Origin of the sequence: Brevundimonas sp. LPMIX5 (assembly GCF_003576505.1) — a bacterium.
GTDB lineage: Bacteria > Pseudomonadota > Alphaproteobacteria > Caulobacterales > Caulobacteraceae > Brevundimonas > Brevundimonas naejangsanensis.
The window spans coordinates 116,093-139,794 of sequence record NZ_QWTZ01000014.1 but is presented as its reverse complement, the minus strand read 5'-3'; the positions used below and the strand labels follow the sequence as shown (position 1 = coordinate 139,794).

The following is a 23,702-nucleotide window of genomic DNA, read 5'->3' as shown; positions in this document are numbered from 1 at the left end:
GATCAGCGCAGCTTCAGCGTGGCCAGACCGGCCAGGGCCAGCATGGCGGCGACGATCCAGAAGCGGATCACCACGGTGGATTCGGGCCAGCCCATCTTCTCGAAATGGTGGTGGATCGGCGCCATCAGGAAGATGCGCTTGCCCGTCAGCTTGAAGTAGCCGACCTGGATCATCACCGAGGCGGCCTCGACCACGAACAGGCCGCCGACGATGCCCAGCACCAGCTCGTGCTTGGTCGCCACGGCCATGGAGCCGAGCGCGCCGCCCAGGGCCAGGGAGCCGGTGTCGCCCATGAAGATCTTGGCCGGCGGCGCATTGTACCACAGGAAGCCCATGCCCCCGCCGATGATGGCGGCGCAGAAGATGGCCAGCTCGCCCGCGCCGGGCACGTGGTGGACCTGCAGATAGTCCGCGAACAGGAAGTTGCCGACCAGATAGGAGATGATGCCGAAAGCGCCCGCCGCCATCATCACCGGCACGATGGCCAGGCCGTCCAGACCATCCGTCAGGTTCACCGCATTGGAAAAGCCGATGATCGTGAAGGCGGCGAAAGCCACATAGAACCAGCCGATGTTCAGCAGCACCGCCTTCAGGAAGGGGAAGGCGATCGATGTCTCCAGCCCCGGCGAGGTCGGCGACTGGGTCATCCACAGCACGGTCAACACGCCGGCGATGACGGCCACGACCGTCTGGGCCAGCAGCTTCTGCTTCGACGTCAGCCCGGCCGAGGTCTGCTTCGTCACCTTGGCGTAGTCGTCGATGAAGCCCAGCACGCCGAAGGCCGCCGTCACGCCCGAGACGATCCAGATATAGGGGTTGGTCAGGTCGCCCCACAGCAGCACGGCCACGCCGATGCCCGCCAGGATCATCAGCCCGCCCATCGTGGGCGTGCCGACCTTGGACAGGTGGGACACCGGGCCGTCGTCGCGGATCGGCTGGCCCCGGCCCTGCTTGGCGCGGATCCAGTTGATGAAGCGGCTGCCCATCGCGACCGCCACGATCATCGAGGTCGCCATCGCCAGCGCCACGCGCACTGTCTGATACTGGATCAGGTGCAGCAGCGGATATTCCTGAGCGACGTCCGCGTAATAGAGATAGAGCAGATAGAACATTCTTGGGTGACCCTATCGCGTCGCGCGCGGCGCGCCGCTGCTTGAGGGGTTGTTGCCTTGTTCGGTCACGCCGAGATTTGCAAGCGCTACAGCAACCAGCGAGGCCTTCGATCCGTTCGAGCCCTTGACCATGACCACGTCGCCGGGCTGGATCAGGGTCGCGGCCTCGGCGGCCAGTTCGGCGGCGGTCTCGCGCAATTGCCCGCGCAGCGCAGGCGGCAGGGCCTCATGCAGCAGGCGCATCTGCGGCCCTGCCGTATGCACCACGTCCAGACCAGCGGCGACGATGGCGGGGGCAAGCCCTTCGTGAAGAGCCCGGCTGTGCTCGCCCAGCTCCAGCATGTCGGTCAGCACGACGACGCGGCGCCCGCCCTGCCCCACCGGCTTGGCGCCCAGGCTGACGAAGCCCGCCTTCATCGACAGCGGATTGGCGTTGTAGCTCTCGTCGATCAGGGTGAAGGCGCCGCCGGTGATGGCGACCGTCTTCATCTGCCCGCGCCCGGCCAGCGGCTGGAAGCCCGCGAGGGCCTGAAGCGCCGTTTCCAGCGACACGTCCAGCGCCTGCAGCATCAGGATGACGCACAGGCTGTTCAGCCCCCAGTGCACGCCCGATTGAGCGAGGCGATATTCGATGCGCTGTCCGTCCAGCTCAGCCGTGACGGTCGCGCCCTCGCTATCAGCCACAAACTCCAGCAGGCGCGCGCCACAGCCTGCATCATGGCCGAAGGTCCGCACCACGGCCCCGGCGTCCAGCGCCCCCTGACGCACAATGTCAGCGTGGGCGTCGGCGGCGTTGACCACGGCGATCCCGCCCGGCGCCAGCCCCTCGAAGATGGCGGCCTTCTCGCGCGCCACGCCCGCCTCGCCGTCGGCGAAGGCTTCGATATGCACCGGCCCGACCGTGGTGACGGAGGCGGCGTGCGGGCGCACAAAGGCCGACAGCGGCCCGATCTCGCCCGGATGGTTCATGCCGATCTCGAACACGGCGCGGTCCGTGCCCTGAGGCATGCGCGCCAGCGTCAACGGCACGCCGATATGGTTGTTGTAGCTCTTGATCGAGGCGTGGCTTGATCCCGCCAGATCAAGGCCCGCCTTGATCGCCTGGGTCACGCTGGTCTTGCCGACGCTGCCGGTGACGGCGCCGCGCAGACGGGCGCGGTCGCGCGCGGCGACGCCCAGCGCCTCCAGCCCCCTCAGGGAGTCGGGAACCAGAACATAAGGCCCGCCCTCGACCGGCCGGTCGACCAGCGCAACCGTCGCGCCCGCCGCAAAGGCGGCCGCGGCGAACTCATGCCCGTCGCGCGCGCCGTGCAGGGCCAGGAACAGGTCGCCCGGCGCGATCTCGCGGCTGTTGTAGGTCAGGCCCGAGATCGAGGCGTCGGGTCCATGAAGCCGTCCTCCGGTCGCCGAGGCGATCGCTTCGGCGGTCCAGAGCGGCGTGCGTGCGTCAGGCATGGTCTTTCAGGGCTTCGGTCGCTTCGGCGGCGTCGTCGAAGGGATGCACGACCCCGCCGACGATCTGACCCTGTTCATGCCCTTTTCCGGCGATCACGACCACATCTCCTTCGCGCATCAGGGAGACGGCGTGGCGAATGGCCTCGCGGCGGTCGCCGATCTCCAGCGCGTCGGGGCAGCCTGCGCGGACCTGAGCGCGGATGGCGACGGGGTCTTCGGAACGCGGGTTGTCGTCGGTGACGATGGCCATATCGGCCAGACGCCCGGCGATCTCGCCCATCAGCGGACGCTTGGCCCGGTCGCGGTCGCCGCCCGCGCCGAAGACGACGATCAGGCGGCCCGTCGCGTGCGGACGCAGGGCGTTCAGCACCGTCTCCAGCCCGTCGGGGGTGTGGGCGTAGTCGACATAGACCTCGCCGCCGCGCCCAGCTTCGCCGGGGATGCGTTGCAGGCGGCCCTGCGCGCCCTGGATAAGCTCCAGCGCCGGGATGACGCGATCAGGGTCTTCGCCGCCCGCGATGCACAGGCCCGCCGCCACCAGAGCGTTGGACGCCTGGAACGCGCCCGCCAGCGGCAGTAGGACGTCATGCACCCGGCCGCGCACGTCGAGTGTCAGACGCTGGCCCTCCGGCGTCGCCCGGCGCGCCAGCAGGGTCAGGTCGCGCCCGCGCTCGCCCACGCCCATCACGCCCAGCCCCGCCATGATCGAAGCCGAGGCGAAGGCCGAATAGGCGTCGGAATCCGCGTTCAGAACCGCCGTGCGCCCGCGCGGCAGCAGGGCCTCGAACAGGCGCATCTTGGCGGCGCGGTACTCGTCCATCGTGCCGTGATAGTCGAGGTGATCCTGCGTAAGATTGGTGAAGCCCGCCGCCTTGATCGCCACCCCGTCCAGACGCCGCTGGTCGATGCCGTGGGACGAGGCCTCCAGCGCAAGGTGCGTGACCTCCTTGCGGGCCAGTTCGGCCAGCAGACGGGCGGCCTCGGCGGCGTCGGGGCTGGTCAGGCCGGGGCCGGTCAGGGCGTAGGTTTTGTCGCCCTTCTGGCCGACGACGCCCAGGGTTCCCATGCTGGCCGACTTCAGGCCCATGCCCGCCCAGATCTGACGGCAGAAGTTGGCGACCGAGGTCTTGCCGTTGGTGCCGGTCACGGCGACGCAGGTGCGCGGCTGGGCGCCGTAGAAGGCGCGCGCGGCGATGGCGTAGGCCCGGTGCACATCGCCCGATCCGACCAGAACCGGCGCCGCGCCTTCCGGCGTGTCAGACGGCGCCAGCACGGCGGCGGCGCCTTTCGCCAGGGCCTGCGGAATGAAGGCGCGGCCGTCGGCCTGCGTCCCCGGCAGGGCGACGAACAGGGCACCGGGCACGACCTGACGGCTGTCGGCGGTGACGGCGGTGATCTCGGGATCCGAGGTCACGTCGCGGCGCAGCAGTTCGGAAAGGCGCAGGTGGGCGCTGGGAAGGCTCATCGGCCGTCGCCCTCCACGTCCTGAAACTCGGGAATCTTTTCGCCCAGCGCGGTGGACCAGCGGTCGGCCTTGCGCTCGACGCCCAGAAAGCCCGCGATGCGGTTGGCGATGCGACCCACGGCGGGCGCGGCGACATAGCCGCCGGTGCGCGGATAGACGCCCGGCTCATCCATCAGGACGAAGACGGTGTACCGCTTGGCGTCCACCGGCCCGTCGGCGGGGAAGACCCCGGCGAAGGAGCCGACGGCCACCGCCGGATTATAGCGGCCGTTGACCAGCTTGTTGGCCGAGCCCGTCTTGCCGCCCATGCGCAGGCCCGGCGCATCGGCGAACCGGCCGGAACCGCGCGTGACGTTGCGGCGCATCAGGTCCAGCATGGTCGCCGAGGTCTCGGGCGAGACGACCTGATGCGTCTGGGCGTTCGGACGGCCGCCCTTGCGCAGGGTCGGCGCCACATAGCGCCCGCCGTTGCTCAGCGCCCCATAGGCCGCCACATACTGAATCGGCGTGACCATGACTCCATAGCCGAAGGACAGCGACGCCAGGGTGCTGTCGTCCCACTTGCGCACCTTGGGCGGGGCGGCCGATTCCTTCAGCTCGATCGGGGCGGCGTCCAGCAGGCCCAGACGGCGGAAATAGTCGCGCATCACATCGCCGCCCATCTCGACCGCCAGTCGCGAGGTGCCGATGTTGGACGAATGCAGATAGACCTCCTCCAGTGTCAGCACCTTGTTGGTGGCGTGGAAGTCGGTGATGCGGCGCTTGCCGATCTGCAGCGCCTGAGAGGCGTCGAACAGGGTGTTCATGTCGGCCCGGCCGGTGTCGATCCCGGCGGCGACGGTGAAGCTCTTGAACACCGAACCCATCTCATAGTGGGCTGAAACGACGCGGTTCAGCGTGGCCTCTTCCGGCGCGGCGTTGCGGCGGTTGGCGTCATAGGTCGGCCACGAGGCCATCGCCAGAATCTCGCCCGTCTGCACGTCGGCGACGACGGCGACGGCGCCCTTGACCTTATGTTCCTCGGCGGCGATCGCCAGCTCGTTCTCGACCACGCCCTGAACCCGCAGGTCGATCGACAGAGGGAAGTCCTCTCCCGCGACGCCCGCCGCGCGGATTTCCTGATTGAAGGCCAGTTCGGCGCCCGCAACGCCCTCGCCGCCCGTATCCGAACGACCGATCAGATGCACGGCCGAGCTGCCCAGCGGATAGACGCGGCGGTCCTCCGGCTCGAACGTCACTCCGCCCAGCGCCAGCGCATGGACCGCGCGGCGCTCCGACGGCGTCAGGCCGGTCACCACGATCAGGCGGCGCTCGCCGCTCATCACCTTGTCCAGACGCTTGGCCGGGATGCGCGGCAGGGCGCGGCGCAGCTGCGCCTTGGCGGCCGGTATGTCCCAGACCTCGCGCGGGTCGATATAGAGGCCGTAGTGGGTGATGTTGGTCGCCAGCAGCTGGCCGTTGCGGTCCACCAGATCGGCGCGCGTCAGGGCGCCGGGATGGAAACCCGCCCCCGCCCCGCCGCGCGGCGTCAGCAGGGCGGCGTGCGCAGCGCCCACGGCCAGACAGGCGAACACGCCGCAGAAGGCCGCCATGATCAGGAAGATGCGGACGCGGGTGTCTTCTTCCGGGCGGGCGTCGGCGCGGGCGCGCTCGAACGAATGCTCCAGGTTCCACACCAGAGAGGCGACCCAGCGCCCCCAGGCCGAGACGGCCCCGCCGAAGGTCGCCTGCGGGCGGCCGCGATAGCCCATGCCGTGATGGTCATGCACGCTCATTGCACGGCCTCCACAGCGGCGGCGGCCGCGGCAGACGCCGGTTCGACCGGCTTCTCGGCCGGCGGCGGCGCGATTTCGGGCAGGGTCGCCTCGCCCGCCTGCTTCTTCACATCGACGGGCCCCAGACCGATCTCGCGCGACAGGGCCTCCAGACGGGCGGGCTGCTCCAGCCGCGTGACCTCGGCGCGCAACAGGCGGACCCGCTCGCGGTTTTCACGGATGTCGCGCTCGATGCGGCTGATCTCGGCGCTTTCGCGGGCGGCGGCCGCCTTGGCGATATAGACCGAGAAGACCAGCGCCAGCACGCAGGCCACGCCGATGATCTCGACGCAGCGCACGCCGCGCACCTTCCACTCGAACAGGCGTTTGACGGGGGCGGGCATGGCGATCATGCGGCCCTCCCCTTCATCGCGCCCCAGGCCGGGGCGTCGGTCCGAACCGCCGCGCGGATCTTGGCCGAGCGGGCGCGGGGGTTGGCGGCCAGTTCGGCCTCGCCCGCCTCGCGCGCGCCCTTGAACAGCAGGTCGAAGCTGGGCTTGCGCGTCTCGACCGCCACCGGCGCATGGCGCGATCCGCCCGGCGCATTGCCGGTGCGCTCGGTCAGGAAGGCCTTTACGATGCGGTCTTCCAGCGAGTGGAAGGTGACGACGACCAGCCGGCCGCCGGGCGCCAGCGTCGCCTCGGCCGCCTCCAGCCCGCGCTCCAGCTCGCCCAACTCATCGTTGACGGCGATGCGCAGGGCCTGAAACACGCGGGTCGCCGGATGGATGGCGGCGCCGCGACGCCCGCCCAGAGCCTTCTCCACCACCTCGGCCAGATCGAGCGTGCGGGTGAAGAGCTGTTCGACCCGGCGACGCAGGATGGCGGTGGCGACCCGGCCCGACTGGCGCTCGTCGCCGTACAGCTTGAAGATATGGGCCAGCGGCCCGTGGTCCCAGGTGTTGACGATGTCGGCGGCGGTTTCGCCCTCATCCGACATCCGCATGTCCAGCGGCCCGTCGCGCATGAAGGAAAAGCCGCGCTCGGCCTGATCCAGTTGCATGGACGAGACGCCGATATCGAAGACGGCGCCGTCCAGCTTCGCCTTGCCGCTCTCCTCAAACGCCTCGGCCAGACCGGAGAACGGCGTGCGGATCAGTTGGAAACGATCGGGGAAGTCGCGCGCCACAGCCTCGGCGAAAGGCTGCACCGTCGGGTCGCGATCCAGCGCCACCACATCCGCGCCGCGCTCCAGAATGGCGCGCGTATAGCCGCCCGCGCCGAAGGTGGCGTCGATAACGACGTCGCCCGCCTTGGGCGCCAGCGCCTCGATCACTTCAGCCAGCAGGACAGGCGCGTGCGGAGAGGTCATGCCGCCCCTCCCGTCTTCGCCGCAGCAGCCTGACGCCGCATCTCGCCGAACTGCTTCAGGCCCTCGCGCGCCATGCGGCGTTGCTCGGCGCGGTGCGCGGCCCACTTGTCCTTGTTCCAGATCTGGAAGCGCTCGCCGACGCCGTAGATGACGACCGTGTCGGACAGATCGACCTCGGCGCACAGATGTTCCGGCAGGGTGATGCGCCCGCCCGAGTCATAGGCCAGCGGCTTTTGCTCGCCGAAGATCGAGGCTTCCAGCGCCGAGCGGTAGGGATCGCCGAAAGGCAGGCTTTCGATCACTGCGCGGTACTCGGCGAACAGCTTGTCCCCGCCCGCTTCCAGACAGTCGGCTTCGATGGAGGGGAAGCAGAATACGCCATGCTCGGCGCCGTTCTCAGCCGTGCGGAATTCCTGAGGGATCAGGAGACGGCGCTTGCCGTCCAGCTGCTTCTCGTAGGTCGAGAGAAACACGCCCTGCCCAATCGAACCCTGCGGCCCGTCCCTGAAATCCGTTGAAGAAAACCCACGCGTCGGGCGTTCGGCCCCTACTCATGAGCCATTGGGATAGCATGGGACAGAATGGGCCTCAATGGGATTAGTTGACGCCCTTTAACCTAATTTGCGGTTCGTTCGGCGCGTCGAGGACTGTAAAATCAGAACATACACAGAACAAAATGAGTATTCACAGGCTGTGGACGGGTTCTAACGCCTTGATTTCAACGGAATGGTTAACGGCCAAGACCTCTCCCGCCGGGAGAGGGTCGGCGTTAATGCCCTCAAGCAGCGCGAAGCGCGTTAGGGCAAGTATAAAGCCAGACGGCCTGTAAGCCGGGTTCTGTTCCGCCCGAAAGCGGCGACGATCATTCCTCTGGGCCGCCCATTGCTGGACAGCTCTCGCGACCTACCCGGACATCTGGGGCGGTGAACCCTGCGGAGCGAGCCCCGCGCGATGTCCCTATTTGGTCTTGCTCCAGGCGGGGCTTGCCATGCCGTCGACGTTGCCGCCGACGCGGTGGGCTCTTACCCCACCCTTTCACCCTTCCCTGAGCCGAAGCCCAGGCGGTTTGCTTTCTGTGGCGCTATCCCTCGGGTCACCCCGGGCGGGCGTTACCCGCCGCCTTTTCACCGTGGAGCCCGGACTTTCCTCGACAGGGGCAAGCCCCCGCCGCGACCGCCCGGCCGTCTGGCGAGCGCTAGATGCGCGCGAATGGGCGCAAGGTCAATGTGAGACGAACAGTCCCTCTCCCGATGGGAGAGGGCTTGAGCCTCCAAGAGCGTCAGCGATTGGCGAAGGCGAAAGGGTGAGGGTTCGCGGGTGGAGTCGGCCTACGGGCCGTCGCGCCACGGCTTACGCCGACTGACAGGACAAGCCCCTCACCGTTTCGCGCAAAGAACGATCGCTTCGCTCTCGTGCGCTCAAGCCCTCTCCCGCCGGGAGAGGGTCATATTCCCTAATCCAGCACGCCCGTCACGCTCTCGACCGAGGCCAGTTGCAGCAACCCCACCAGCCGCGCGCGCGTCTCGCCGTCAGCCACGCCGTCCACCCGGTCGGGCCGCCAGTGGCGCTGGAAGGCTTCGACCGTCAGGCGAGTCTCGTCGTCATAGGCGCCGCCAGACTGCACCGCATAGCCCAGCCGGTGCAGGCCTGAACGCAGGACGATGACGCCCAGCCCCTCGTCGCCCGGCGACAGGGGCGCGCCCAGGGCGCCGATACGCTCGGGCGCCGGGTCGAACCACAGGCCGTGCCCGGCCTCGGCCAGACGCTTCCACGGGAAGAGCTCGCCGGGATCCTGTTTGCGCTCGGGCGCCATGTCGGAATGGCCGATGATGCGGGCGTCGGGGATGGACCAGCGGGTGCGGATGTCCGCCGCGAGGGCGATCACCGCCTCGATCTGCGGCTCGGGGAACAGACGATAGCCGAACTCATGGCCCGGATTGACGATCTCGATGCCGATGGAGGCGGCGTTGACGTCGGTCTCGCCCTGCCAGGCGCCTCGCCCGGCGTGCCAGGCCCGGCGCTCTTCGGCCACCAGACGCAGGATGGAGCCGTCCTCATCGACGACGTAGTGGGCCGAGACCTTGGCCTCCGGGTCACGCAGGCGGGCGATCGCCGCCTCGGCGGTCTGCATGCCGGTATAGTGCAGCACCAGCATGTCCGGCGGGCCGCGCCGGGCGTCGAAGTTTGGAGAAGGCGCGTCGGTGTAGGCGGTCATGAGGGGCCGATCAGCGCCCTTCCTTTTCCCAGCCGTAGGTCACCCAGGTGTCGCCGACTTTACGCGCGTCGATGACGCCATCGTCGCGACGGCGACGAGCGGTCATGGCGCGGCGGGCGCGCAGGGCGAAACCGGCGAAGAAGACCAGAACCCCGCCGACAATGGCGATCATGGCGACGGCGGCGGCGGTGAAGACGGCCAGCAGGGCGCCCACGGTCACGGCCAATGCCGTGGCGATCAGCCCCGCCGCCCAAACGAAGGGCGCCAGCAGGCCGGAACCGGGCCGACGGCGCGCGTTGAAACCCAGCGGGCCCATCGGGTCGGAGTTGATCATGAACTCAAAGCCTCTCTCAGCGTCCTGATGAACGCCTGAAGCGCAATGTCGGTCCATCGACCTGAACGGTCAATGCACTGCGACATCACGCGTCAGTCACATTCGCGATCGCCAGGCCGTCAGAAGGCCGGTTGGTCCGCCAGAACCACGGCGCCGCGGCTGCGCATCCGGTCGACCTCGACGCGGTTCAGCATGGCCTGGGCGGCCGGATCGCCCATCACCTGACCGACCTTGACCATGGCGTCTGCCGCCTGGCCCGAGGCGCCGAAGGCCGTGGCGATGGCCTCCCACGGCGACTGGGGCTGCGGGAAGCGCTTGAAGCGGACGCTTTCAGCTGCCGGAATCTTGGCCAGTTCACGCGCCTTGGCCACAGCCTCTTCCAGACCGCCGAGTTGATCGACCAGACCCAGGCCGTGCGCCTGGGCGCCGGTCCAGACGCGGCCCTTGGCGATCTCGCGCACGCGCTCGACCGGCAGCTTGCGGCCCTTGGCCACCCGGGCGACGAACTCTTCGTAGATGCGGTCCATCGAGGCGGCGAAGGCCGCGCGCTGACCCTGATCGAAGCCCTGCACCGGCGAGAAGGCGTCGGCGTAGTCGCCGCCGACCGACAGGCCGCGCATGTCGACGCCGAAACGGCCCAGCGCATCGGCCAGCACGAACTTGCCGCCGAAGACGCCGATCGAGCCGGTCAGGGTCGAGGGCTGGGCCACGATCCAGTCGGCCTCGGAGCTGATCCAGTAACCGCCCGACGCCGCATAGGCGCCCATCGACACCACCACCGGCTTGCCCGCCGCCTTGGCCGCGCGCACGGCGGCCAGAACCTGCTCCGACGCTTCCGGCGAGCCGCCCGGCGAGGAGACGCGGAAGACGATGGCCTTCACGTCCTTGTCCTCGATCGCCTGATAGATGGCCTTGGCGGTGTCGTCCGAGCGGATGCTGGTCCCGCCGCCGAAGGGCGAATCGTTGGAGCCGCGGCCGGTCATGATGGCGCCCTCGCCGCCGACGATGGCGATGGCCGACTTTGCCGAGCCCGAGCCCGAGGTCGTGCGCGTTCCCTTCATCGAGGCGTATTCGCCGAACTTGACGATCTTGGCGTTCTTGCCCGCCTTTTCCTTGGCGGCGGCCTCGGCTTCCTCGACCTGGCCGATCTTGTCGACCAGCTTCAGCGACAGGGCCTGATCAGCCGAATAGGGGCCGGCCTCGATGACGGCCTTCAGGGCCTCGGGCGTGGTCTTGCGGTCGCGGGCGACATTGGCGACGGCGCTGTCGTAGATGGAGCCCATCCAGGCCAGCATGGCCTCGCGGTGCGGGGCGGTGAAGTCGCTCTGCGTATATTCGTTGACGGCGTTCTTATACTCATAGCGCTGTTCGAAGTCGGCCTTGACGCCATACTTCTGGAAGGCGCGGCCCAGGAAGACGCTGTCCGCCGCCAGACCCACGGCCTGGAAGTTCGCCGTGTTCTGCAACCACAGCTGATCGGCGCTGGAGGCGACCATATAGCTGGACATGACCGCGCCCACCGGCATGAAGCCCTGACTGTGGGCGATCACCGTCTTGCCCGAAGCGCGGAAGCGGGCGATCGCCTGACGCACCTCATCGGCCGAGGCGGGCGTCATGCCGGCTTCGGGCGCGCGCAGCAGCAGCACCTTGACGTTGTCGTCGGCCGCCGCCTGAGCCAGCACGTCCACGACCTGAACCACCGACAGGCTAGGGCCGCTGAAGGCCGCGAAGGGGTTGGTCGGCGTCTGGTCGGTCAGGCCGCTGCGCAGGTCCAGTTCCAGCACAGTGTGCGCGGGCGTCGAAGGCTTGGACGCGCCGGCCGCCATGGCGAAGAAGATCAGCGCCACCACGGGCAGAACGACGAAGAAGGCCACAAGCCCGGCGAAGACGCCCAGCATGGTGAGGAAGAACTGCTTCATGGGAAGGCGGGCGTCCAGGATCGCGGCCAGAGGCGGCCAAGCGTGAGGATAGAGGCCGCGCCCGCCGCGTCAAATGAACGGACGGTAATGAACGCATCAAAAACCCTCTCCTGTTGGGAGAGGACTTGAGCGCACGAGAGCGTCAGCGATCGTTCTTGCGCGAAAGGGTGAGGGTTCGCGGGTGAAGTCGGCGTCAGCCGTGGCGCGACGGCTCACGCCGACTGATGTGACAAGCCCCTCACCCTTTCGCCTGCTCCAATCGCCTTCGGCTCCTGGAGGCTCAAGCCCTCTCCCGCCGGGAGAGGGTTCAAGTCATATCGAAGTGACATCACCGCCCGATATCGTAGGTCCCGCTGATGTCGATGCGGACCGACAGTTCTCCGGCCGAAACCGGGGTCGAGGCGCCGGCGTCCATCGAGGCGGCGCGGGCGTACATGGCCTGCGGGCGCACTTCGGGCACATAGCCGCCGCCTTCGGTCAAGGAGCGCACCTGACCCAGTTGCACGCCCATGGCGTCGGCGTACAGACGCGCCTTGTCCTGCAGGGCGCGCACGGCCAGCACGCGGGCCTGATCCTCGGCCGCCTTAGGATCCTTCAGGCCGAAGCTGATGCCGTCGATCTGGTTGACGCCCGCGCCGACCACGGCGTCGGCGGTCGCGCCGACCTTGGTCAGGTCGTTGATGACCACGGTGACGCGGTTCGAGGCCTGATAGCCGCGCAGTTTGGGCAATTCGTTCTGCTGATAATCATATTGCGCCGACAGGTTCAGGCCCGAGGTCTGGATGTCGCGCTCGGCGATCCCGGCGCGGCGCAGGGCGGCGATGACGCGCGTCATCTGCTGAGCGTTCTGGGCCATGGCCTCCTGGGCCGTCGGGGCCTCGGTCACCACGCCGAAGTTGATCGTGGCCTGATCCGGCGCGACCTTGACCTCGCCATAGGCCGACAGGTTCAGGGCGGGTTGTTGAGCCATGGCGTGCACCTGGATCGGAGAAGCGCCGCCGGGCTGGGATTGAGCAGATACGACGGCCGGCGCCGCCAAGGTCATCAGGGCCGTGCCCAACATCAGGGCGCGTGCGGTGCGGGTCATGGGGAGGTCTCCGTCGAAATCGTTCGGGCGGGCGTGTTCGCCAGCCACGGCCCAACTTAGCCGTTTCAAGCTGAACAAACGCAAAAGGCCCCTGTGCAGGTTCCATTCATCGGCGTGAAAAGCGTGACAGGTCCAAGGCGGCTTTGCAGCCGACGCGCCGCCTGCTAGGCACGGCTTGCGCGCGTTTCGGGGGCGTGTAGCTCAATGGTTAGAGCCGACCGCTCATAACGGTCTGGTTGGGGGTTCGAGTCCCTCCACGCCCACCATTCTCCATGAGGCGCCGCCGCGACCGGCCCTCTGTTTCACAGGCCTTCCGTCCGGCCGGGGTTCGTGGCAGTGGGGCGTGATGACGTCGCCTAAAGCCCCTGCCTCAAAAGCTCCCGGCAAGCCTGATCGCCCCTTCCCCACCCTGTTGCTGGAGCTGGAGGCGCGGGCGACCTGGGACGGTCATGTCTGCGGGGTTGATGAAGCGGGTCGCGGACCGTGGGCCGGGCCGGTGTCGGCGGCGGCGGTGATCCTGAACCCCGACGACCTGCCGCCGGGCATCGACGATTCCAAGGCCCTGACCGAAAAGCGCCGCACGGTGCTGGAGATCGACATCAAGGCGCGCGCCCTGGCCTGGGGCGTCGGCTTCGCTTCGGTCGAGGAGATCGACGAACTGAACATCCTGCACGCGACGGGGCTGGCCATGCGACGGGCAGTCGAGGCCCTGGCCCATCCGCCGGTCCACGCCCTGGTGGACGGCAACTACCGCTTTCCGCTGCCCTGTGCAGTGACCCCGGTGGTCAAGGGCGACAGCCTGTCCCTGTCGATCGCGGCGGCCTCGATCCTGGCCAAGACGGCGCGGGATCGGCTGATGATCGAGATGGATGCGACCTATCCGGGCTACGGCTTCGCCAGCCACAAGGGCTACAACGCGCCCATCCATCAGAAGGCTCTGCAGACGCTGGGCCCCTGCCCCGCGCACCGCCGCAGCTGGGCGCCGATCCGGGCCTTGCTGGAAGCCGCCTGATAGAGCTTCGCTTGCGCTCTAGACCGACAGGGCGCCGCCCAGCATCATCCCCATGAGCCCCGCCACAAGGGCGCCCAGCAGGAAGATGGTCCATCCGTCGAGGCCGCGATCAACGCTGTTGGTCCGCGGAGCCTGAACCACAGGCGCAATCCTGGAGACAGGCGTCCTTCGCCCGAACCTGGCGACGGCTTCCTGTTCTTCAACAGGGCGGCGAGAGATGTCGAAATCACTCTGGGCACGGGGAGAAGCAAACGAACGCATGACAGCCAGAACGACAAGCCGCCTCCTTCGTTCCTTGGGCCTCGACTGAAGAATCTGTCCGGCTTCAGGCTACGCTGCGACCGGCAGAACCACCGGCCGGTCGGTGACGACGAACAGGTGTTCGACGTTCTGCAGCCGCCCGACCGCCCCGACCTTCTCGCCCTTCAGATTATGAATGCCGATGCGGGCGCCGACATAGCGGGGATAGGGGATGTCGACCACCTGAACGTGCCCGCGCGAGGCCAGCATGGCCACCAGATCCTCGCGGCTCAGATAGCCCTCGTCGTTGAAGCTGACGATCAGGTTCGGCGCCTTCAGCCGCTCGATCACCGCCTGCATGGCCGGGCCGATGCCGGGGCGGCTGTTGAAGGCGCTCTTGCGGGTCTTCACGTCGACCCGCTTGCGGGCCACGCCATAGGTCTCGGGCTTGTCCCACAGGACCAGGCTTTCCCAGCAATGGTAGTTGGCCAGATAGGAGTGCTGATTGTACGGCGGGTCCAGATAAACCAGATCGGCCTCAACCTCGGCCGCGACCTCCACCGCGTCGCCACGCGTCGCCACGCACGGTCCCGCAGGCACGCCTGGCAGCAGGTCCGGCAGACGCAGTTCCAGCGGCTTCAGCGCGCGCGGCGCCCATTGCTTCATATAGGCCATCTGCAAGCCCGCCGTGGAATCCACGCGGTCGGCCGCCTCCATCAGGGCGACCAGGACGACGGCCTTCAGGGCCGGCTCCAGTTCCATCGTCTCGATGCGCTCGCGCATGGCGTCGATGCGGGCGCCGTTGTCGGGATGGAAGAAGCGCGCCTCTTCGCAGAAGGTGCGGGTGAACCAGCCGGCCTCGGGTTTCACCATGCGCAGCTCGGCCAGCACGGCCTCAGCCCGCTCGGCCCAGATCTCGCGGTCGGCCTGCACATAGGCTGCGGCCAGGGCGTGGGCATAGGCGTTGTGGTCGTTCGACCAGACGCGGAAACCGTCGCGCTTCAGCCGGTGCCCGACGCGCGCCGTGCCCGAGAACAGGTCGCAGACCATGCCCCCATCAGGCAGGGCGGCCCTCACCGCCCCCGCCACATGGCCCAGAAGCGCCCGCTTTGAGCCGATGTATTTGATCATTCCGTCCCGTCAGGTTCCGCGGGCGCGCCTCGCCCCTTTTACGCCGCGAGGGGCAGAATGGGCCGGAGCATGGGCCAGACGCAACAGATTCGCCGCGCCCGGCGCGCCAAAGGGGGTTCCCGCCAGGATCAGGATGCGCTGACCCGGCTCGGCCAGGCCGTAGAGCATGGCGGCTTCGACCGCGTCATCTGTCAGGCCTTCCAGAGAAATCGGCTGATCGCCCAGCCGCGGCTCCAGCCCCCAGACCAGGGCCAGCCTGCGCGCGGTCTCGGGCTTGGGCGTCAGGGCCAGCACCGGTTGCAGCGGGCGTTCGCGCGACATGCGCCGCGCCGTGCCGCCCAGCGTCGTGAACACCACCATACAGGCGGTCGAGGACGCCTCGGCCGCCTTCCTCGCCGCCGCGACCAGGGCGTCGACATCGTCAATGTCCATGCCCGCGTGATCGGCGTCCATCAGTCCCGGCCACAGGGGGTCGCGCTCCACCCGCTCCATGATGCGGTTCATGATGGTCACCGCTTCCAGCGGATAGTCGCCCGCCGCCGTTTCGGCCGACAGCATCAAGGCGTCGGCGCCCTCATAGACGGCGTTGGCGACGTCCGACGCCTCGGCCCGCGTCGGGGCGGGCGAACTGGTCATGGATTCCAGCATCTGGGTGGCGACGATGGCGGGCACGCCGCGCTGACGGGCGGCGCGCAGGATCTTCTTCTGGGCGACCGGCACCTCTTCCGGCTCCATCTCGACGCCCAGATCGCCGCGCGCCACCATGACGCCGTCGCAATAGTCGAGGATGCTCTCCAGATCGTTCAGAGCCTGAGGCTTCTCGATCTTGGCCAGACAGGCGGCCTGACCGTTCACGATGCTCTTCAGTTCGGCCATGTCCTCGGCCTTCTGCACGAAGCTGAGGGCCACCCAGTCGACGCCGAGACGTAGCGCAAAGGCCAGGTCTTCGCGGTCCTTGGGCGTCAGGGCCGAGACCGGCACCACCGCCTCGGGCACGGCCACCCCCTTGCGGTCCGACAGTTTGGATCCGCTCTCGACCGTGACGTCGCACCATTCGTCGGTGCGCTCGCCCACGCGCAGGCGCACCCGGCCGTCGTCGATCAGCAACAGCATGCCGGGTCGCAGGGCGCGGAAGATTTCGGGGTGCGGCATCTGCACCCGCGTCTCGTCGCCCAACGCCGGGTTCAGGTCGAAACGCATCCTGTGCCCCGGCCTCACCTCGATCTCGACGTCGGCGAAACGGCCCAGCCGCAGCTTGGGACCCTGCAGGTCGGCCAGCACGCCCAGCGGCCGCTTCAGCGCCATTTCGGCCCCGCGCACGGCTTTCAGGGCGGCGGCGTGATCGTCGTGCGAGCCGTGGCTGAAGTTCAGGCGAAAGACGTCAACCCCCGCCTGGGCCAGCGCCTTGACGGTTCCCGGCGCGCGGCTGGCGGGTCCGAGTGTCGCGACGATGCGCGCGCGGCGGGCTCTTTGCATGAACGGGTTTCCTCGTATGGCTCTGACGGCCGACGCCTCCCCTCAGAAGCGCTTCTCAAGCCCTTGTGCCAATGAAACGCGAGAGGCGTAAGAGCGCCTCCCGCCGTGGAAACACGAGTTTATGTCGACCCGCGCGGTCTATTTCGTCTCGCAGCGGCCCTTGGCGAACTGAGGCAGGTCCATGCAGCGGCCGTCGATCGGGGCGTCGGGCTGGACGCCGATCAGATTGGCCAGGGTCGGGGCGATGTCGATGGTGCGCATGGGCAGGAAACGCTCCTGTCCTTCCGCGCCCGGCCACCAGAAGACGATCGGCACGCGGCGGTCGTAGTCCCAGGGCGAACCGTGGCTGGAGATGGCCCCGCCGACGCGGCCTTGGCCGGTCAGGCCCGGCTGCCAGGCGCGCAGGATGTCGGGCGAACGGCCCGCTACGGCCGACAGGCGCAGGCGCTCGCGCACCGTCAGCTCTTCGGGGTTGTCGGAGGCGGGGATCGGCTCGGCCAGAAGTTCGTCGCGCGAGACCGCCATCGCCACCTGCGGCTCGGTGTTCAGGAGTTCGATCGCGGCGGCCAGCACCTGCGAACGCAGCGGCTCGGCCAGCGACCTGCGATCCTTGTCGACGATGACGAAGCCGCCCGCCGAGGACACGACCGGGTCCGCGTCCAGACCGAAACGGGCCTTCAGCGCCGCATTGACGCGCGGTTGCAGGGCGCGGTCGACCCGGCCCGCATTGGGATAGCCCTCGACCGCCGACCGTTCGGGGAAGTCCGAACCGCCGTGGTCAGCCGTCAGCGCCACGATCACCCCGCCGGGGATGGTCGACAGCCGGTCGAGGAAGGCGCCCAGCGCGGCATCCAGACGCAGCATCTGCTCGCACATTTCAGGGCCCTGCGTGCCGAAGCCGTGGCCGATCCGGTCGGTGGCCGACAGGCTGACGCCCAGCATGTCGGTGACGCCGCGACGGCCCAGTTGCTGCGTCTCCAGCAGTTCGATCGCGCCTTCCAGAGTCAGCTCGTCCAGCACCGGCGAGTTGTCGAAGCGGTCGTTCACCGGCGGCAGTTTGGAGTCGAAGGTCTGGCCCGCGATGGTCCATTGTCCTTCCAGACGGCGGCAGGCCTCGTTGGTATAGGTCCAGCTGGGCGTGGCGCGGCTGAAACGCTCGACCATGCGGGCGTTGATCGCCGCCACCGGGGCCAGCCGCGCCTGCGCGGACTGGCCCGGCTCGACATAGGTGGTGAAGCCGAAGCCGTCGGTCAGCCAGAAGGCGCCGTCCGCCCTGTGCCCGGCCAGGTTGATGGCCCCGCGATCCTTGCCCGACACGCCATAGACGCGGCTTTCCGGGCTGACGGCCTTGAGCCAGTCGCCCAGGGTCGAGGCGCTCAACTGCGCCGGGCCGACCGGGCCGTTGTCGGTGTTCTTGCCGTGAGCCAGGGCATTCTGCGGCGCGGCGAGGCAGTAGGTCTCCTGCCCCGTGGTGGTGTCGATCCAGTCGTTGGCCGGAATGCCGCTGTGGGTCGGATGCATCCCGGTCAGGACGGTCGAGTGACCGGCGCAGGTCACCGTCACGCCGTGGGTCTGATAGCCGTTGATCGAGACCATGCCCTGATCGGCCAGGGTCTTGAGCCCGCCGGTGAACTGGCTGCGATACTGGTTGAACAGATTGGCGCTGAGCTGGTCCACGACGATGGTGACGATCAACGAGGGCGAGGCCCGCTCCCCAGCGGAGGCCGCCGCCTGGGCTGGCGTCGGTCGGGGCGCCTCCGCCGCCTGTGCAGTTCCGCTCATGGCGACAAGCCCGAGAGTCAGGCCAAGGGCGGAGGCGAGAAGGCGGCTGCGGATCATCAGGAACTCCAGGCGAAGCAGAATGTCTTCCACCCCTAGCCGTCTGCAATGACGGGTCCAAGACAGCCAGGGCATGAAAAAGGGGGCCGCAGCCCCCTTCGACATCAGATCATCGGCTCGCCGCGCCGGTGCGCGTCCAACCATTCCTTGAAGAAGGCGCGGGCGATGAAGGCCAGCACGCCCGCGACGATGACGGGCCACATCAGGACATAGGCCGTCAGCCAGAAAGGGGTCATTGCGATCTCCTGTTAGCGGGTTTGAGGGATTTGCGAGCCCGAGCGGGCGGGGACGGCGGCAGAGGCGGCGGCGGGTTCGGCTTCCTCCACATCGAAGTCGCCGGTCATTCGGGCGATGCGCGAGAAGTCGAAGCCGTCCTGATTGGACAGCGACATGGCGGTGCAGACCACGGTGCTGACGGCATAGGCGATCAGCGAGCCGCTCAGCACGGCGTAGTCATGCAGGAAGCCGATGGCGAAGGGCGCCACGGCCACGGCGGCGATGAAGCCCACGATCCGCGCCGCGCGCGCGCCGAAGAAGCCGAAGGTCATCAGACCCGCGACCACGCCGACCCCGACCACGGCGATGACGTCGAAGACATAGCCGACGGCGCCGTCCATCGGGATCCAGCCGAACCGCACCGGGAAGAAGATCGCCAGCGCCGCCAGCACCGAGACGGTGAAGGCCTTGTTGGTCACCTTTTCCCAATAGAAGCTGGCGATGACGGGGAAGACCAGCGCGCCCCAGATGGCGCCGACCAGGACCAGCAGGTCCAGGATGTTCATCCGCGCTCCGGCGAAATACAGGGCCGCGCCGGTGGCGATGACCATCGTCGCGCGGCCGATGGTCAGCATCAGGCGCGGATCCGCCTTGCGCTTGCCCGCACGGCCGTAAATGTCGGCCATCATGATCGACGACAGGGCCGACAGATCGGAATCCGCCGTCGAGGCCAGCGAGCCGATGATCATGATGAAGAAGACGCTGAGCAGCACCGGCCCGAAATAGGTCCCGGCCAGTTGCGGGATCAGGTTGTTGAGGTCCCCCTCCATGGGGTTGATCCCGGCGTAGAGGGCCACGACGCCCAGCATGCCGATACCGATGATGGTGGCGCCGTAACCGACCGTGGCGGTGATGAAGGTCGGCTTGATCAGGTCCTCGCGCACGGCGAACAGGCGCTGGGCGATGGTCTGGTTGCCGATGGCGTAGGCCAGAACGGCGGCGATATAGGGCGCGCCCTGGTTCAGGAAGGCGTCGGACGAGAAGAAGCTGGTCTGCTGCGGCGTCAGGTTGGACGCGCCTTCGATGAAGACGCTCGGCCCGCCCATGGCGAAGAAGATGGCCGGAATGACCACAACCACGGCGCCGAGCATGGCGCAGACCTGAATGAAGTCGGTCAGCACCGAAGCGCGGAACCCTGACCACAGCGTGTAAAGCAGCACCCCGCCGGCGATGACGACGATGCCCTGGCTGAAGCTGAAGGGCGACAGCATGGAGATCAGGGCGCCGCCGGCGATGAAGTTGGAGGTCAGACTGATGACGCTGCCCAGGACGTTGGACCCCGCCAGCATCAGCTGGCTGGAGCGGCCGTGCCGGGCGTACATGACCTCAGCCAGCGTATGGGCGCGCGGCGCCACAGCGCGGATGCGGCGGCCGTAGGGGTAGATGAACAGGATCATCAGCGCCCCCCACAGCCCATAATGGATCGGCCCCGATATGCCGTAGACGTAACCCGAGGTGGCCGAGGCGTACATCGACGCAGCCCAGATCCATGTCGCCGTCATCGAGGCCGCCGAGACGCCCAGACCGATGCCGTTCCCGGCCGTCATATAGGCGTCGGCGTTTTCCTTGCGTCGGCTGATCCGCAAGGAGATCAGCATGGTCAGGCCGAAGAACAGCACCAGCAGGCCGATCGTCAGCGGCCCGCCCAATTGTTGAAGTTGTAAGTCGTCCACGCGCGCCAGCGCTCCTGTCTCTTTTCGCTTCCGGCGAGCCCCCGGCCCGCCTTACGCGCAGCCGCAAAGACGCCGCCGCGCTCCAGGCGCAGGCAGACGGGATGTCACGGTTGCGTTCGCGCCCGACGGAACGCCAGGCGCAATGTTCAGCGCGTCCAACGCGCTAGCGCGGCTCGATGCTCCGAACCACGATCAAACGACCATAGTACATTAACAGCTAAGCCGAGATAAAGTTTTTGTGCAATGCGGTAGACTTGACAGAATTTTGGTCGAAATGAAACCCGCCGCAAGGATTCTTTGAATCACGAATGAGCAAGTCGATTTGCGAATTAGAACCGGATTTACAAGACTTACTAGTATGAAACTTATAAAGAAAAAGACGTCATTAGCTTTAAGTTTGCCTGAACTGATGCATCAACATTCATGTATTCATTGCAATCGAAATCTTTCGTTCTCGAACGGAACGTGAGGAAGCGGCTGCCCAAACAAAAACGCCTGCGTTTGGAAACGCAGGCGCTGCAGCCGTCCAGAGACCCCAATCCCGGGGTCGCCGGATCAGGACCGGCCATTCATGGTGCGAGCGGCGGGAATCGAACCCGCACGACCGAGGTCGAGCGATTTTAAGTCGCCAAGGCCTTTAGGGATTTCAATCGCATATCAGGAACGCGGCGCTCTCCCGGCGCTCGCACGAATTTTAGCTCTCTCGAAGAGCCGGATCGGTTGACCTCCCCTGATGAGAACAAAGGCGGAACAATTGACTCGCCATCCCCCAACTTCATGCATAGGAGTCCGCCTCGGGTCGGTGCTTGAGGATGATGATGGATACGAAAACCCTTGGCCCCGATGAGGCCTTTGCGCGCGATTTGGAAAAGCTGGATCGCGATCTCGAACAGCGCGAGCGATCGGATATCCCCCAGCCGACCGTCGATCTGGTTGCCGGTTTGGTCGCGGGGATGCGGCTTGTGGGGCGGCCGCAATGAGTGATCGGGACAAAGAGCTAGCCGCGCTGATGCTGCAACTGACCGGCCTGGACCTTCACAGCGCAGACGGCCGGGCCGGGGTGGGCGCTCTCCTTCGCGAGATCGAGACGAAGGCGCCGGGGACATTGGCGCGTCTGCGCACGGCGTGCGCTGCAAGGGGCGCGACGGCGCACTAAGACATGCCTCGCGAGTACGATGACACGGTCGCGGTGGATGACATCGCGCCTTGCGACCAGATGGAACTGGTATGCGCCTGCGGGCACAAGGTGGGCCCGGCGTGGGCTCTGTGGTCGAAGCAGGCCAGGCGCACGCCGATTAAGGACCTGCGGCCGTCGCTCAGGTGCCGATCCTGCGGCCTGCGAGGCCCAGGCGTGAAGATCAGCAGCTACGCCGGCGGCGGCGCCGGGATGCGTGTTATCTGGCGCTGGCCGCGTGACTGACCATGGGTATGAACCCCGGCTCCAACAACTCGACGCGACTCAGCTACACCGCCTCGCCATGACGCCAGACCAACTGAACGACGCCCTCGACGCCATGGCCGCAGCCGCTGGCGATGATCCCAACCTCTTGCCCGGCCTGATCACGGTCGAGAGCGGTCACTGGGTGAATGTGCTGTCAGCCGTTCGAGCAACCTGCACAGCCCTTCACGACGGCCTGCGCCATCGGGACATCATGATCCACGTCGGATCCCAACAGGAAACGAAGCTGCTCACGCGGGTGGAGGCAGGAGAACGCGGCGCGCCCTATCGCGATCTGGCGCCTCGTAGCTGACGCAGGGAACCCAGCACCGCTTCACGACCTTTAAGCGACCTGCTCAGGAGGTCGTTATGGTCGTCAGTTCACGCGCCACCCTGCGCGATCAGGCCGGGGTGAAACTCGTTCGGATAGAGCGCTTGGCCAAGCAGCAGCGCGAGATTTCCTTTCGGCTGTCGTCGCATCGAGACGGCAGTAAGCGCCTGATCATGGATGAGGCCGAGGCGCATCGTGCTTTCGCGCGCGAAGTCGCCGCGTCTCTTCAGGACCCGGTCGTCCTTGGCCTAATCGAGCGCGGGGTCCTCCAGAACTAAACGCGCCGCCCCTTGAAGCTCTGCCAGCGCCGACCAAATAGCGCTCGCTTCAACCTTCACTGGAGATGCTTCGATGCAAACTGTCGTAGTGGAACCCTTTGGAGACGTCTGGTCCGTCCGCGTGAACGACACCGAGCCACAACTATTCACGCGCGGGCGGGAGGCTGAGAGCGCCGCCAAAAAGATCGCGGAGACGCTGGCCGCAGCGGGGGATCACGTCGAGCTTCATTTGTATTTGCGCGACGGCCAGCTCGCCGCGCGCTTCGTGTGCCTTCCGCCGATTTCCGAGGAGGATGGCCCCCTATTGGTGGGCGGCAGCTTGCTCGCGCGACCGGCTCAGAAACGCGGCGCCGACGTTCCCGCATAAACGAATAACGCCCCGCCACCCGGTGAGGGCGACGGGGCGTACAGCGGAGCCTGAGGGGCATTGTCGCCCTTATGCTGCAGAGAGCGCCTCGGCGTTGACGGCGGCATCGGCGATGCTCGTCAAATCTTCGTCCGTCTGCGACTCTTCCTGCAGCGTCTCATCCAGAAGAGCGGCGGCGTCCTTGAGGTCCAGTACAAGCGCCCATCGTTTCAGCGTGCCGTAACGGGTGATTTCGTAATGCTCTACCGCCTGGGCCGCAGCTAGAAGGCCGGCATCAAGGGCGGGCGTGTCCTTATATTCCTCCATGATCTCATCCCCCTCAGCGAGGATGCCCTCGATGGCGTCGCACGTCTTTCCGCGTGCGGCCTTGCCGATGATCTCGAACACCTGCTGCAGGCGCTCGATCTGGCCTTCAGTCTGATCTTTGTGTTTCTCGAAGGCGGCTTTCAACTCCGGCGACTGCGCGGCACGAGCCATCTTCGGCAACGACTTCAGGATTTTACGCTCGGCGTAATAGATGTCCCTGAGGGTGTCGTGAAAGAGGTTGTCGAGGGTCTTGTCAGCCATTTGGTCCTCCTGGTTGGCGGGAGGAAAAGGGCCTCTCTCGAACCTTGTTCCATATGCTCACGCTGACGGGACCTAAAACCCACGCCTGTTAAGCCGCGATATACCAGAGCGATCGATGCTGGAGGGGCTGCTAATCATTGCAGTTGCGGGGCTGATTAAGCCAGCCTGAGGCAGCATCAATCAGCAAAAAAGCCCGCCCTCCGAAGAGAGCGGCCGTGACGCGTTGCCGGACGACGTGCCCCGCTCGTAGAGCGGTCTAAACTGGAACAAATGGGGTGATGGAGAATTCCTCTGGCCAGGAGGAAAGTCGTTGTTATATGACGAGGCTTGTATAGGTCGCCGGGGGGGCGAATTTGACGAC

Annotated in this window: 24 protein-coding genes, 2 tRNA genes and 1 other RNA gene; 7 read left to right on the top strand and 20 right to left on the bottom strand. The window is 67.1% G+C overall.

Annotated elements, in window-relative coordinates; translation table 11 throughout:
* Window positions 1-2: 2 nt before the first annotated feature.
* From mraY to D1604_RS12925, 12 genes are all read right to left on the bottom strand, one after another.
* Window positions 3-1,112 (bottom strand): phospho-N-acetylmuramoyl-pentapeptide-transferase, encoded by a 1,110-nt coding sequence (gene mraY, locus D1604_RS12980; RefSeq protein ID WP_024354791.1) that lies wholly within the window; start codon window positions 1,110-1,112, stop codon window positions 3-5.
* A 12-nt stretch (window positions 1,113-1,124) separates the two neighbouring features.
* Window positions 1,125-2,567: a UDP-N-acetylmuramoyl-tripeptide--D-alanyl-D-alanine ligase gene (locus D1604_RS12975; RefSeq protein WP_119413637.1), complete on the bottom strand. Its 1,443-nt coding sequence runs from the start codon at window positions 2,565-2,567 to the stop codon at window positions 1,125-1,127.
* A complete protein-coding gene (locus tag D1604_RS12970; protein ID WP_119413636.1) occupies window positions 2,560-4,032 on the bottom strand; it encodes a UDP-N-acetylmuramoyl-L-alanyl-D-glutamate--2,6-diaminopimelate ligase in 1,473 nt (490 codons plus the stop codon). The genes D1604_RS12975 and D1604_RS12970 overlap by 8 nt, the downstream gene beginning before the upstream one ends.
* Complete coding sequence (locus D1604_RS12965; RefSeq protein WP_119413635.1) at window positions 4,029-5,807, bottom strand: peptidoglycan D,D-transpeptidase FtsI family protein; 1,779 nt, start codon at window positions 5,805-5,807, stop codon at window positions 4,029-4,031. Before D1604_RS12965 ends, D1604_RS12970 begins: the two co-directional genes overlap by 4 nt.
* A complete protein-coding gene (gene ftsL, locus D1604_RS12960; protein WP_119413634.1) occupies window positions 5,804-6,199 on the bottom strand; it encodes a cell division protein FtsL in 396 nt (131 codons plus the stop codon). The genes D1604_RS12965 and ftsL overlap by 4 nt, the downstream gene beginning before the upstream one ends.
* Window positions 6,196-7,158: a 16S rRNA (cytosine(1402)-N(4))-methyltransferase RsmH gene (gene rsmH / locus D1604_RS12955; protein ID WP_119413633.1), complete on the bottom strand. Its 963-nt coding sequence runs from the start codon at window positions 7,156-7,158 to the stop codon at window positions 6,196-6,198. Before rsmH ends, ftsL begins: the two co-directional genes overlap by 4 nt.
* The gene (locus D1604_RS12950) at window positions 7,155-7,631 is read right to left on the bottom strand and encodes a division/cell wall cluster transcriptional repressor MraZ (RefSeq protein WP_087138949.1); all 477 of its coding nucleotides are present in this window, start codon (window positions 7,629-7,631) and stop codon (window positions 7,155-7,157) included. The genes rsmH and D1604_RS12950 overlap by 4 nt, the downstream gene beginning before the upstream one ends.
* 337 nt (window positions 7,632-7,968) lie before the next feature.
* An RNA gene (gene rnpB / locus D1604_RS12945) (RNase P RNA component class A) lies at window positions 7,969-8,347 on the bottom strand.
* A 264-nt stretch (window positions 8,348-8,611) separates the two neighbouring features.
* Complete coding sequence (locus D1604_RS12940; protein ID WP_119413632.1) at window positions 8,612-9,373, bottom strand: N-acetylmuramoyl-L-alanine amidase; 762 nt, start codon at window positions 9,371-9,373, stop codon at window positions 8,612-8,614.
* Between the two features lie 10 nt (window positions 9,374-9,383).
* Window positions 9,384-9,707: a hypothetical protein gene (locus tag D1604_RS12935; protein ID WP_233552086.1), complete on the bottom strand. Its 324-nt coding sequence runs from the start codon at window positions 9,705-9,707 to the stop codon at window positions 9,384-9,386.
* A gap of 119 nt (window positions 9,708-9,826) precedes the next feature.
* Window positions 9,827-11,626, bottom strand: coding sequence for a signal peptide peptidase SppA (gene sppA, locus D1604_RS12930; RefSeq protein ID WP_119413630.1), 1,800 nt, complete (start codon window positions 11,624-11,626; stop codon window positions 9,827-9,829).
* Window positions 11,627-11,954: 328 nt separating this feature from the next.
* Complete coding sequence (locus D1604_RS12925) at window positions 11,955-12,713, bottom strand: SIMPL domain-containing protein (RefSeq protein WP_119413629.1); 759 nt, start codon at window positions 12,711-12,713, stop codon at window positions 11,955-11,957.
* 190 nt (window positions 12,714-12,903) lie between these two features.
* Between D1604_RS12925 and D1604_RS12920 the strand changes: the two genes are divergently transcribed.
* A tRNA-Ile gene (locus D1604_RS12920) sits at window positions 12,904-12,979 on the top strand.
* A gap of 80 nt (window positions 12,980-13,059) precedes the next feature.
* Window positions 13,060-13,725, top strand: coding sequence for a ribonuclease HII (locus D1604_RS12915; protein WP_119413628.1), 666 nt, complete (start codon window positions 13,060-13,062; stop codon window positions 13,723-13,725).
* 18 nt (window positions 13,726-13,743) lie between these two features.
* On the opposite strand, the gene D1604_RS16045 is transcribed toward D1604_RS12915, so the two are convergent.
* The 7 genes from D1604_RS16045 to D1604_RS15770 form a co-directional block, all read right to left on the bottom strand.
* Window positions 13,744-13,866, bottom strand: a complete 123-nt coding sequence (locus tag D1604_RS16045) for a hypothetical protein (protein ID WP_255413964.1) — start codon at window positions 13,864-13,866, stop codon at window positions 13,744-13,746.
* Between the two features lie 189 nt (window positions 13,867-14,055).
* The gene (locus D1604_RS12910; protein ID WP_119413627.1) at window positions 14,056-15,096 is read right to left on the bottom strand and encodes a DNA adenine methylase; all 1,041 of its coding nucleotides are present in this window, start codon (window positions 15,094-15,096) and stop codon (window positions 14,056-14,058) included.
* Window positions 15,097-15,105: 9 nt separating this feature from the next.
* The gene (pyk, locus tag D1604_RS12905) at window positions 15,106-16,572 is read right to left on the bottom strand and encodes a pyruvate kinase (RefSeq protein WP_024354804.1); all 1,467 of its coding nucleotides are present in this window, start codon (window positions 16,570-16,572) and stop codon (window positions 15,106-15,108) included.
* Window positions 16,573-16,710: 138 nt separating this feature from the next.
* Complete coding sequence (locus D1604_RS12900) at window positions 16,711-18,444, bottom strand: alkaline phosphatase family protein (protein ID WP_306460738.1); 1,734 nt, start codon at window positions 18,442-18,444, stop codon at window positions 16,711-16,713.
* A 71-nt stretch (window positions 18,445-18,515) separates the two neighbouring features.
* Window positions 18,516-18,647, bottom strand: coding sequence for a putative transporter small subunit (locus D1604_RS15955; protein ID WP_003169726.1), 132 nt, complete (start codon window positions 18,645-18,647; stop codon window positions 18,516-18,518).
* 12 nt (window positions 18,648-18,659) lie between these two features.
* Window positions 18,660-20,360, bottom strand: a complete 1,701-nt coding sequence (locus tag D1604_RS12895; protein ID WP_119413625.1) for a sodium:solute symporter family protein — start codon at window positions 20,358-20,360, stop codon at window positions 18,660-18,662.
* 572 nt (window positions 20,361-20,932) lie between these two features.
* Window positions 20,933-21,047 (bottom strand) — tRNA-Leu (locus D1604_RS15770).
* A 131-nt stretch (window positions 21,048-21,178) separates the two neighbouring features.
* On the opposite strand from D1604_RS15770, the gene D1604_RS15765 reads away from it, so the two are divergent.
* The 5 genes from D1604_RS15765 to D1604_RS12870 all read left to right on the top strand — a co-directional run bounded on the left by D1604_RS15765 (window position 21,179) and on the right by D1604_RS12870 (window position 22,774).
* On the top strand, window positions 21,179-21,340 hold the full coding sequence (locus tag D1604_RS15765) for a hypothetical protein (RefSeq protein ID WP_158584942.1): 162 nt from the start codon (window positions 21,179-21,181) through the stop codon (window positions 21,338-21,340).
* A gap of 29 nt (window positions 21,341-21,369) precedes the next feature.
* On the top strand, window positions 21,370-21,516 hold the full coding sequence (locus D1604_RS12890) for a hypothetical protein (RefSeq protein ID WP_158584941.1): 147 nt from the start codon (window positions 21,370-21,372) through the stop codon (window positions 21,514-21,516).
* A 322-nt stretch (window positions 21,517-21,838) separates the two neighbouring features.
* On the top strand, window positions 21,839-22,111 hold the full coding sequence (locus tag D1604_RS12880; RefSeq protein ID WP_119413622.1) for a hypothetical protein: 273 nt from the start codon (window positions 21,839-21,841) through the stop codon (window positions 22,109-22,111).
* 122 nt (window positions 22,112-22,233) lie between these two features.
* Window positions 22,234-22,407, top strand: coding sequence for a hypothetical protein (locus D1604_RS15760; protein ID WP_155802421.1), 174 nt, complete (start codon window positions 22,234-22,236; stop codon window positions 22,405-22,407).
* 73 nt (window positions 22,408-22,480) lie between these two features.
* Window positions 22,481-22,774 carry a hypothetical protein gene (locus D1604_RS12870; protein WP_119413621.1) on the top strand — a complete coding sequence of 98 codons (294 nt, stop codon included), beginning with the start codon at window positions 22,481-22,483 and terminating at the stop codon, window positions 22,772-22,774.
* A gap of 69 nt (window positions 22,775-22,843) precedes the next feature.
* On the opposite strand, the gene D1604_RS12865 is transcribed toward D1604_RS12870, so the two are convergent.
* Window positions 22,844-23,341, bottom strand: a complete 498-nt coding sequence (locus tag D1604_RS12865) for a YciE/YciF ferroxidase family protein (protein WP_119413620.1) — start codon at window positions 23,339-23,341, stop codon at window positions 22,844-22,846.
* Window positions 23,342-23,702 lie beyond the last annotated feature (361 nt).

Coding starts and splice junctions, on each gene's coding strand:
- mraY (WP_024354791.1), bottom strand. CDS start 1,112: ATGTTCTATCTGCTCTATCTCTATTACGCGGACGTCGCTCAGGAATAT.
- D1604_RS12975 (WP_119413637.1), bottom strand. CDS start 2,567: ATGCCTGACGCACGCACGCCGCTCTGGACCGCCGAAGCGATCGCCTCG.
- D1604_RS12970 (WP_119413636.1), bottom strand. CDS start 4,032: ATGAGCCTTCCCAGCGCCCACCTGCGCCTTTCCGAACTGCTGCGCCGC.
- D1604_RS12965 (WP_119413635.1), bottom strand. CDS start 5,807: ATGAGCGTGCATGACCATCACGGCATGGGCTATCGCGGCCGCCCGCAG.
- ftsL (WP_119413634.1), bottom strand. CDS start 6,199: ATGATCGCCATGCCCGCCCCCGTCAAACGCCTGTTCGAGTGGAAGGTG.
- rsmH (WP_119413633.1), bottom strand. CDS start 7,158: ATGACCTCTCCGCACGCGCCTGTCCTGCTGGCTGAAGTGATCGAGGCG.
- D1604_RS12940 (WP_119413632.1), bottom strand. CDS start 9,373: ATGACCGCCTACACCGACGCGCCTTCTCCAAACTTCGACGCCCGGCGC.
- D1604_RS12935 (WP_233552086.1), bottom strand. CDS start 9,707: ATGATCAACTCCGACCCGATGGGCCCGCTGGGTTTCAACGCGCGCCGT.
- sppA (WP_119413630.1), bottom strand. CDS start 11,626: ATGAAGCAGTTCTTCCTCACCATGCTGGGCGTCTTCGCCGGGCTTGTG.
- D1604_RS12925 (WP_119413629.1), bottom strand. CDS start 12,713: ATGACCCGCACCGCACGCGCCCTGATGTTGGGCACGGCCCTGATGACC.
- D1604_RS12915 (WP_119413628.1), top strand. CDS start 13,060: ATGACGTCGCCTAAAGCCCCTGCCTCAAAAGCTCCCGGCAAGCCTGAT.
- D1604_RS12910 (WP_119413627.1), bottom strand. CDS start 15,096: ATGATCAAATACATCGGCTCAAAGCGGGCGCTTCTGGGCCATGTGGCG.
- pyk (WP_024354804.1), bottom strand. CDS start 16,572: ATGCAAAGAGCCCGCCGCGCGCGCATCGTCGCGACACTCGGACCCGCC.
- D1604_RS15955 (WP_003169726.1), bottom strand. CDS start 18,647: ATGACCCCTTTCTGGCTGACGGCCTATGTCCTGATGTGGCCCGTCATC.
- D1604_RS15765 (WP_158584942.1), top strand. CDS start 21,179: ATGGATACGAAAACCCTTGGCCCCGATGAGGCCTTTGCGCGCGATTTG.
- D1604_RS12890 (WP_158584941.1), top strand. CDS start 21,370: ATGCTGCAACTGACCGGCCTGGACCTTCACAGCGCAGACGGCCGGGCC.
- D1604_RS12880 (WP_119413622.1), top strand. CDS start 21,839: ATGACGCCAGACCAACTGAACGACGCCCTCGACGCCATGGCCGCAGCC.
- D1604_RS12870 (WP_119413621.1), top strand. CDS start 22,481: ATGCAAACTGTCGTAGTGGAACCCTTTGGAGACGTCTGGTCCGTCCGC.
- D1604_RS12865 (WP_119413620.1), bottom strand. CDS start 23,341: ATGGCTGACAAGACCCTCGACAACCTCTTTCACGACACCCTCAGGGAC.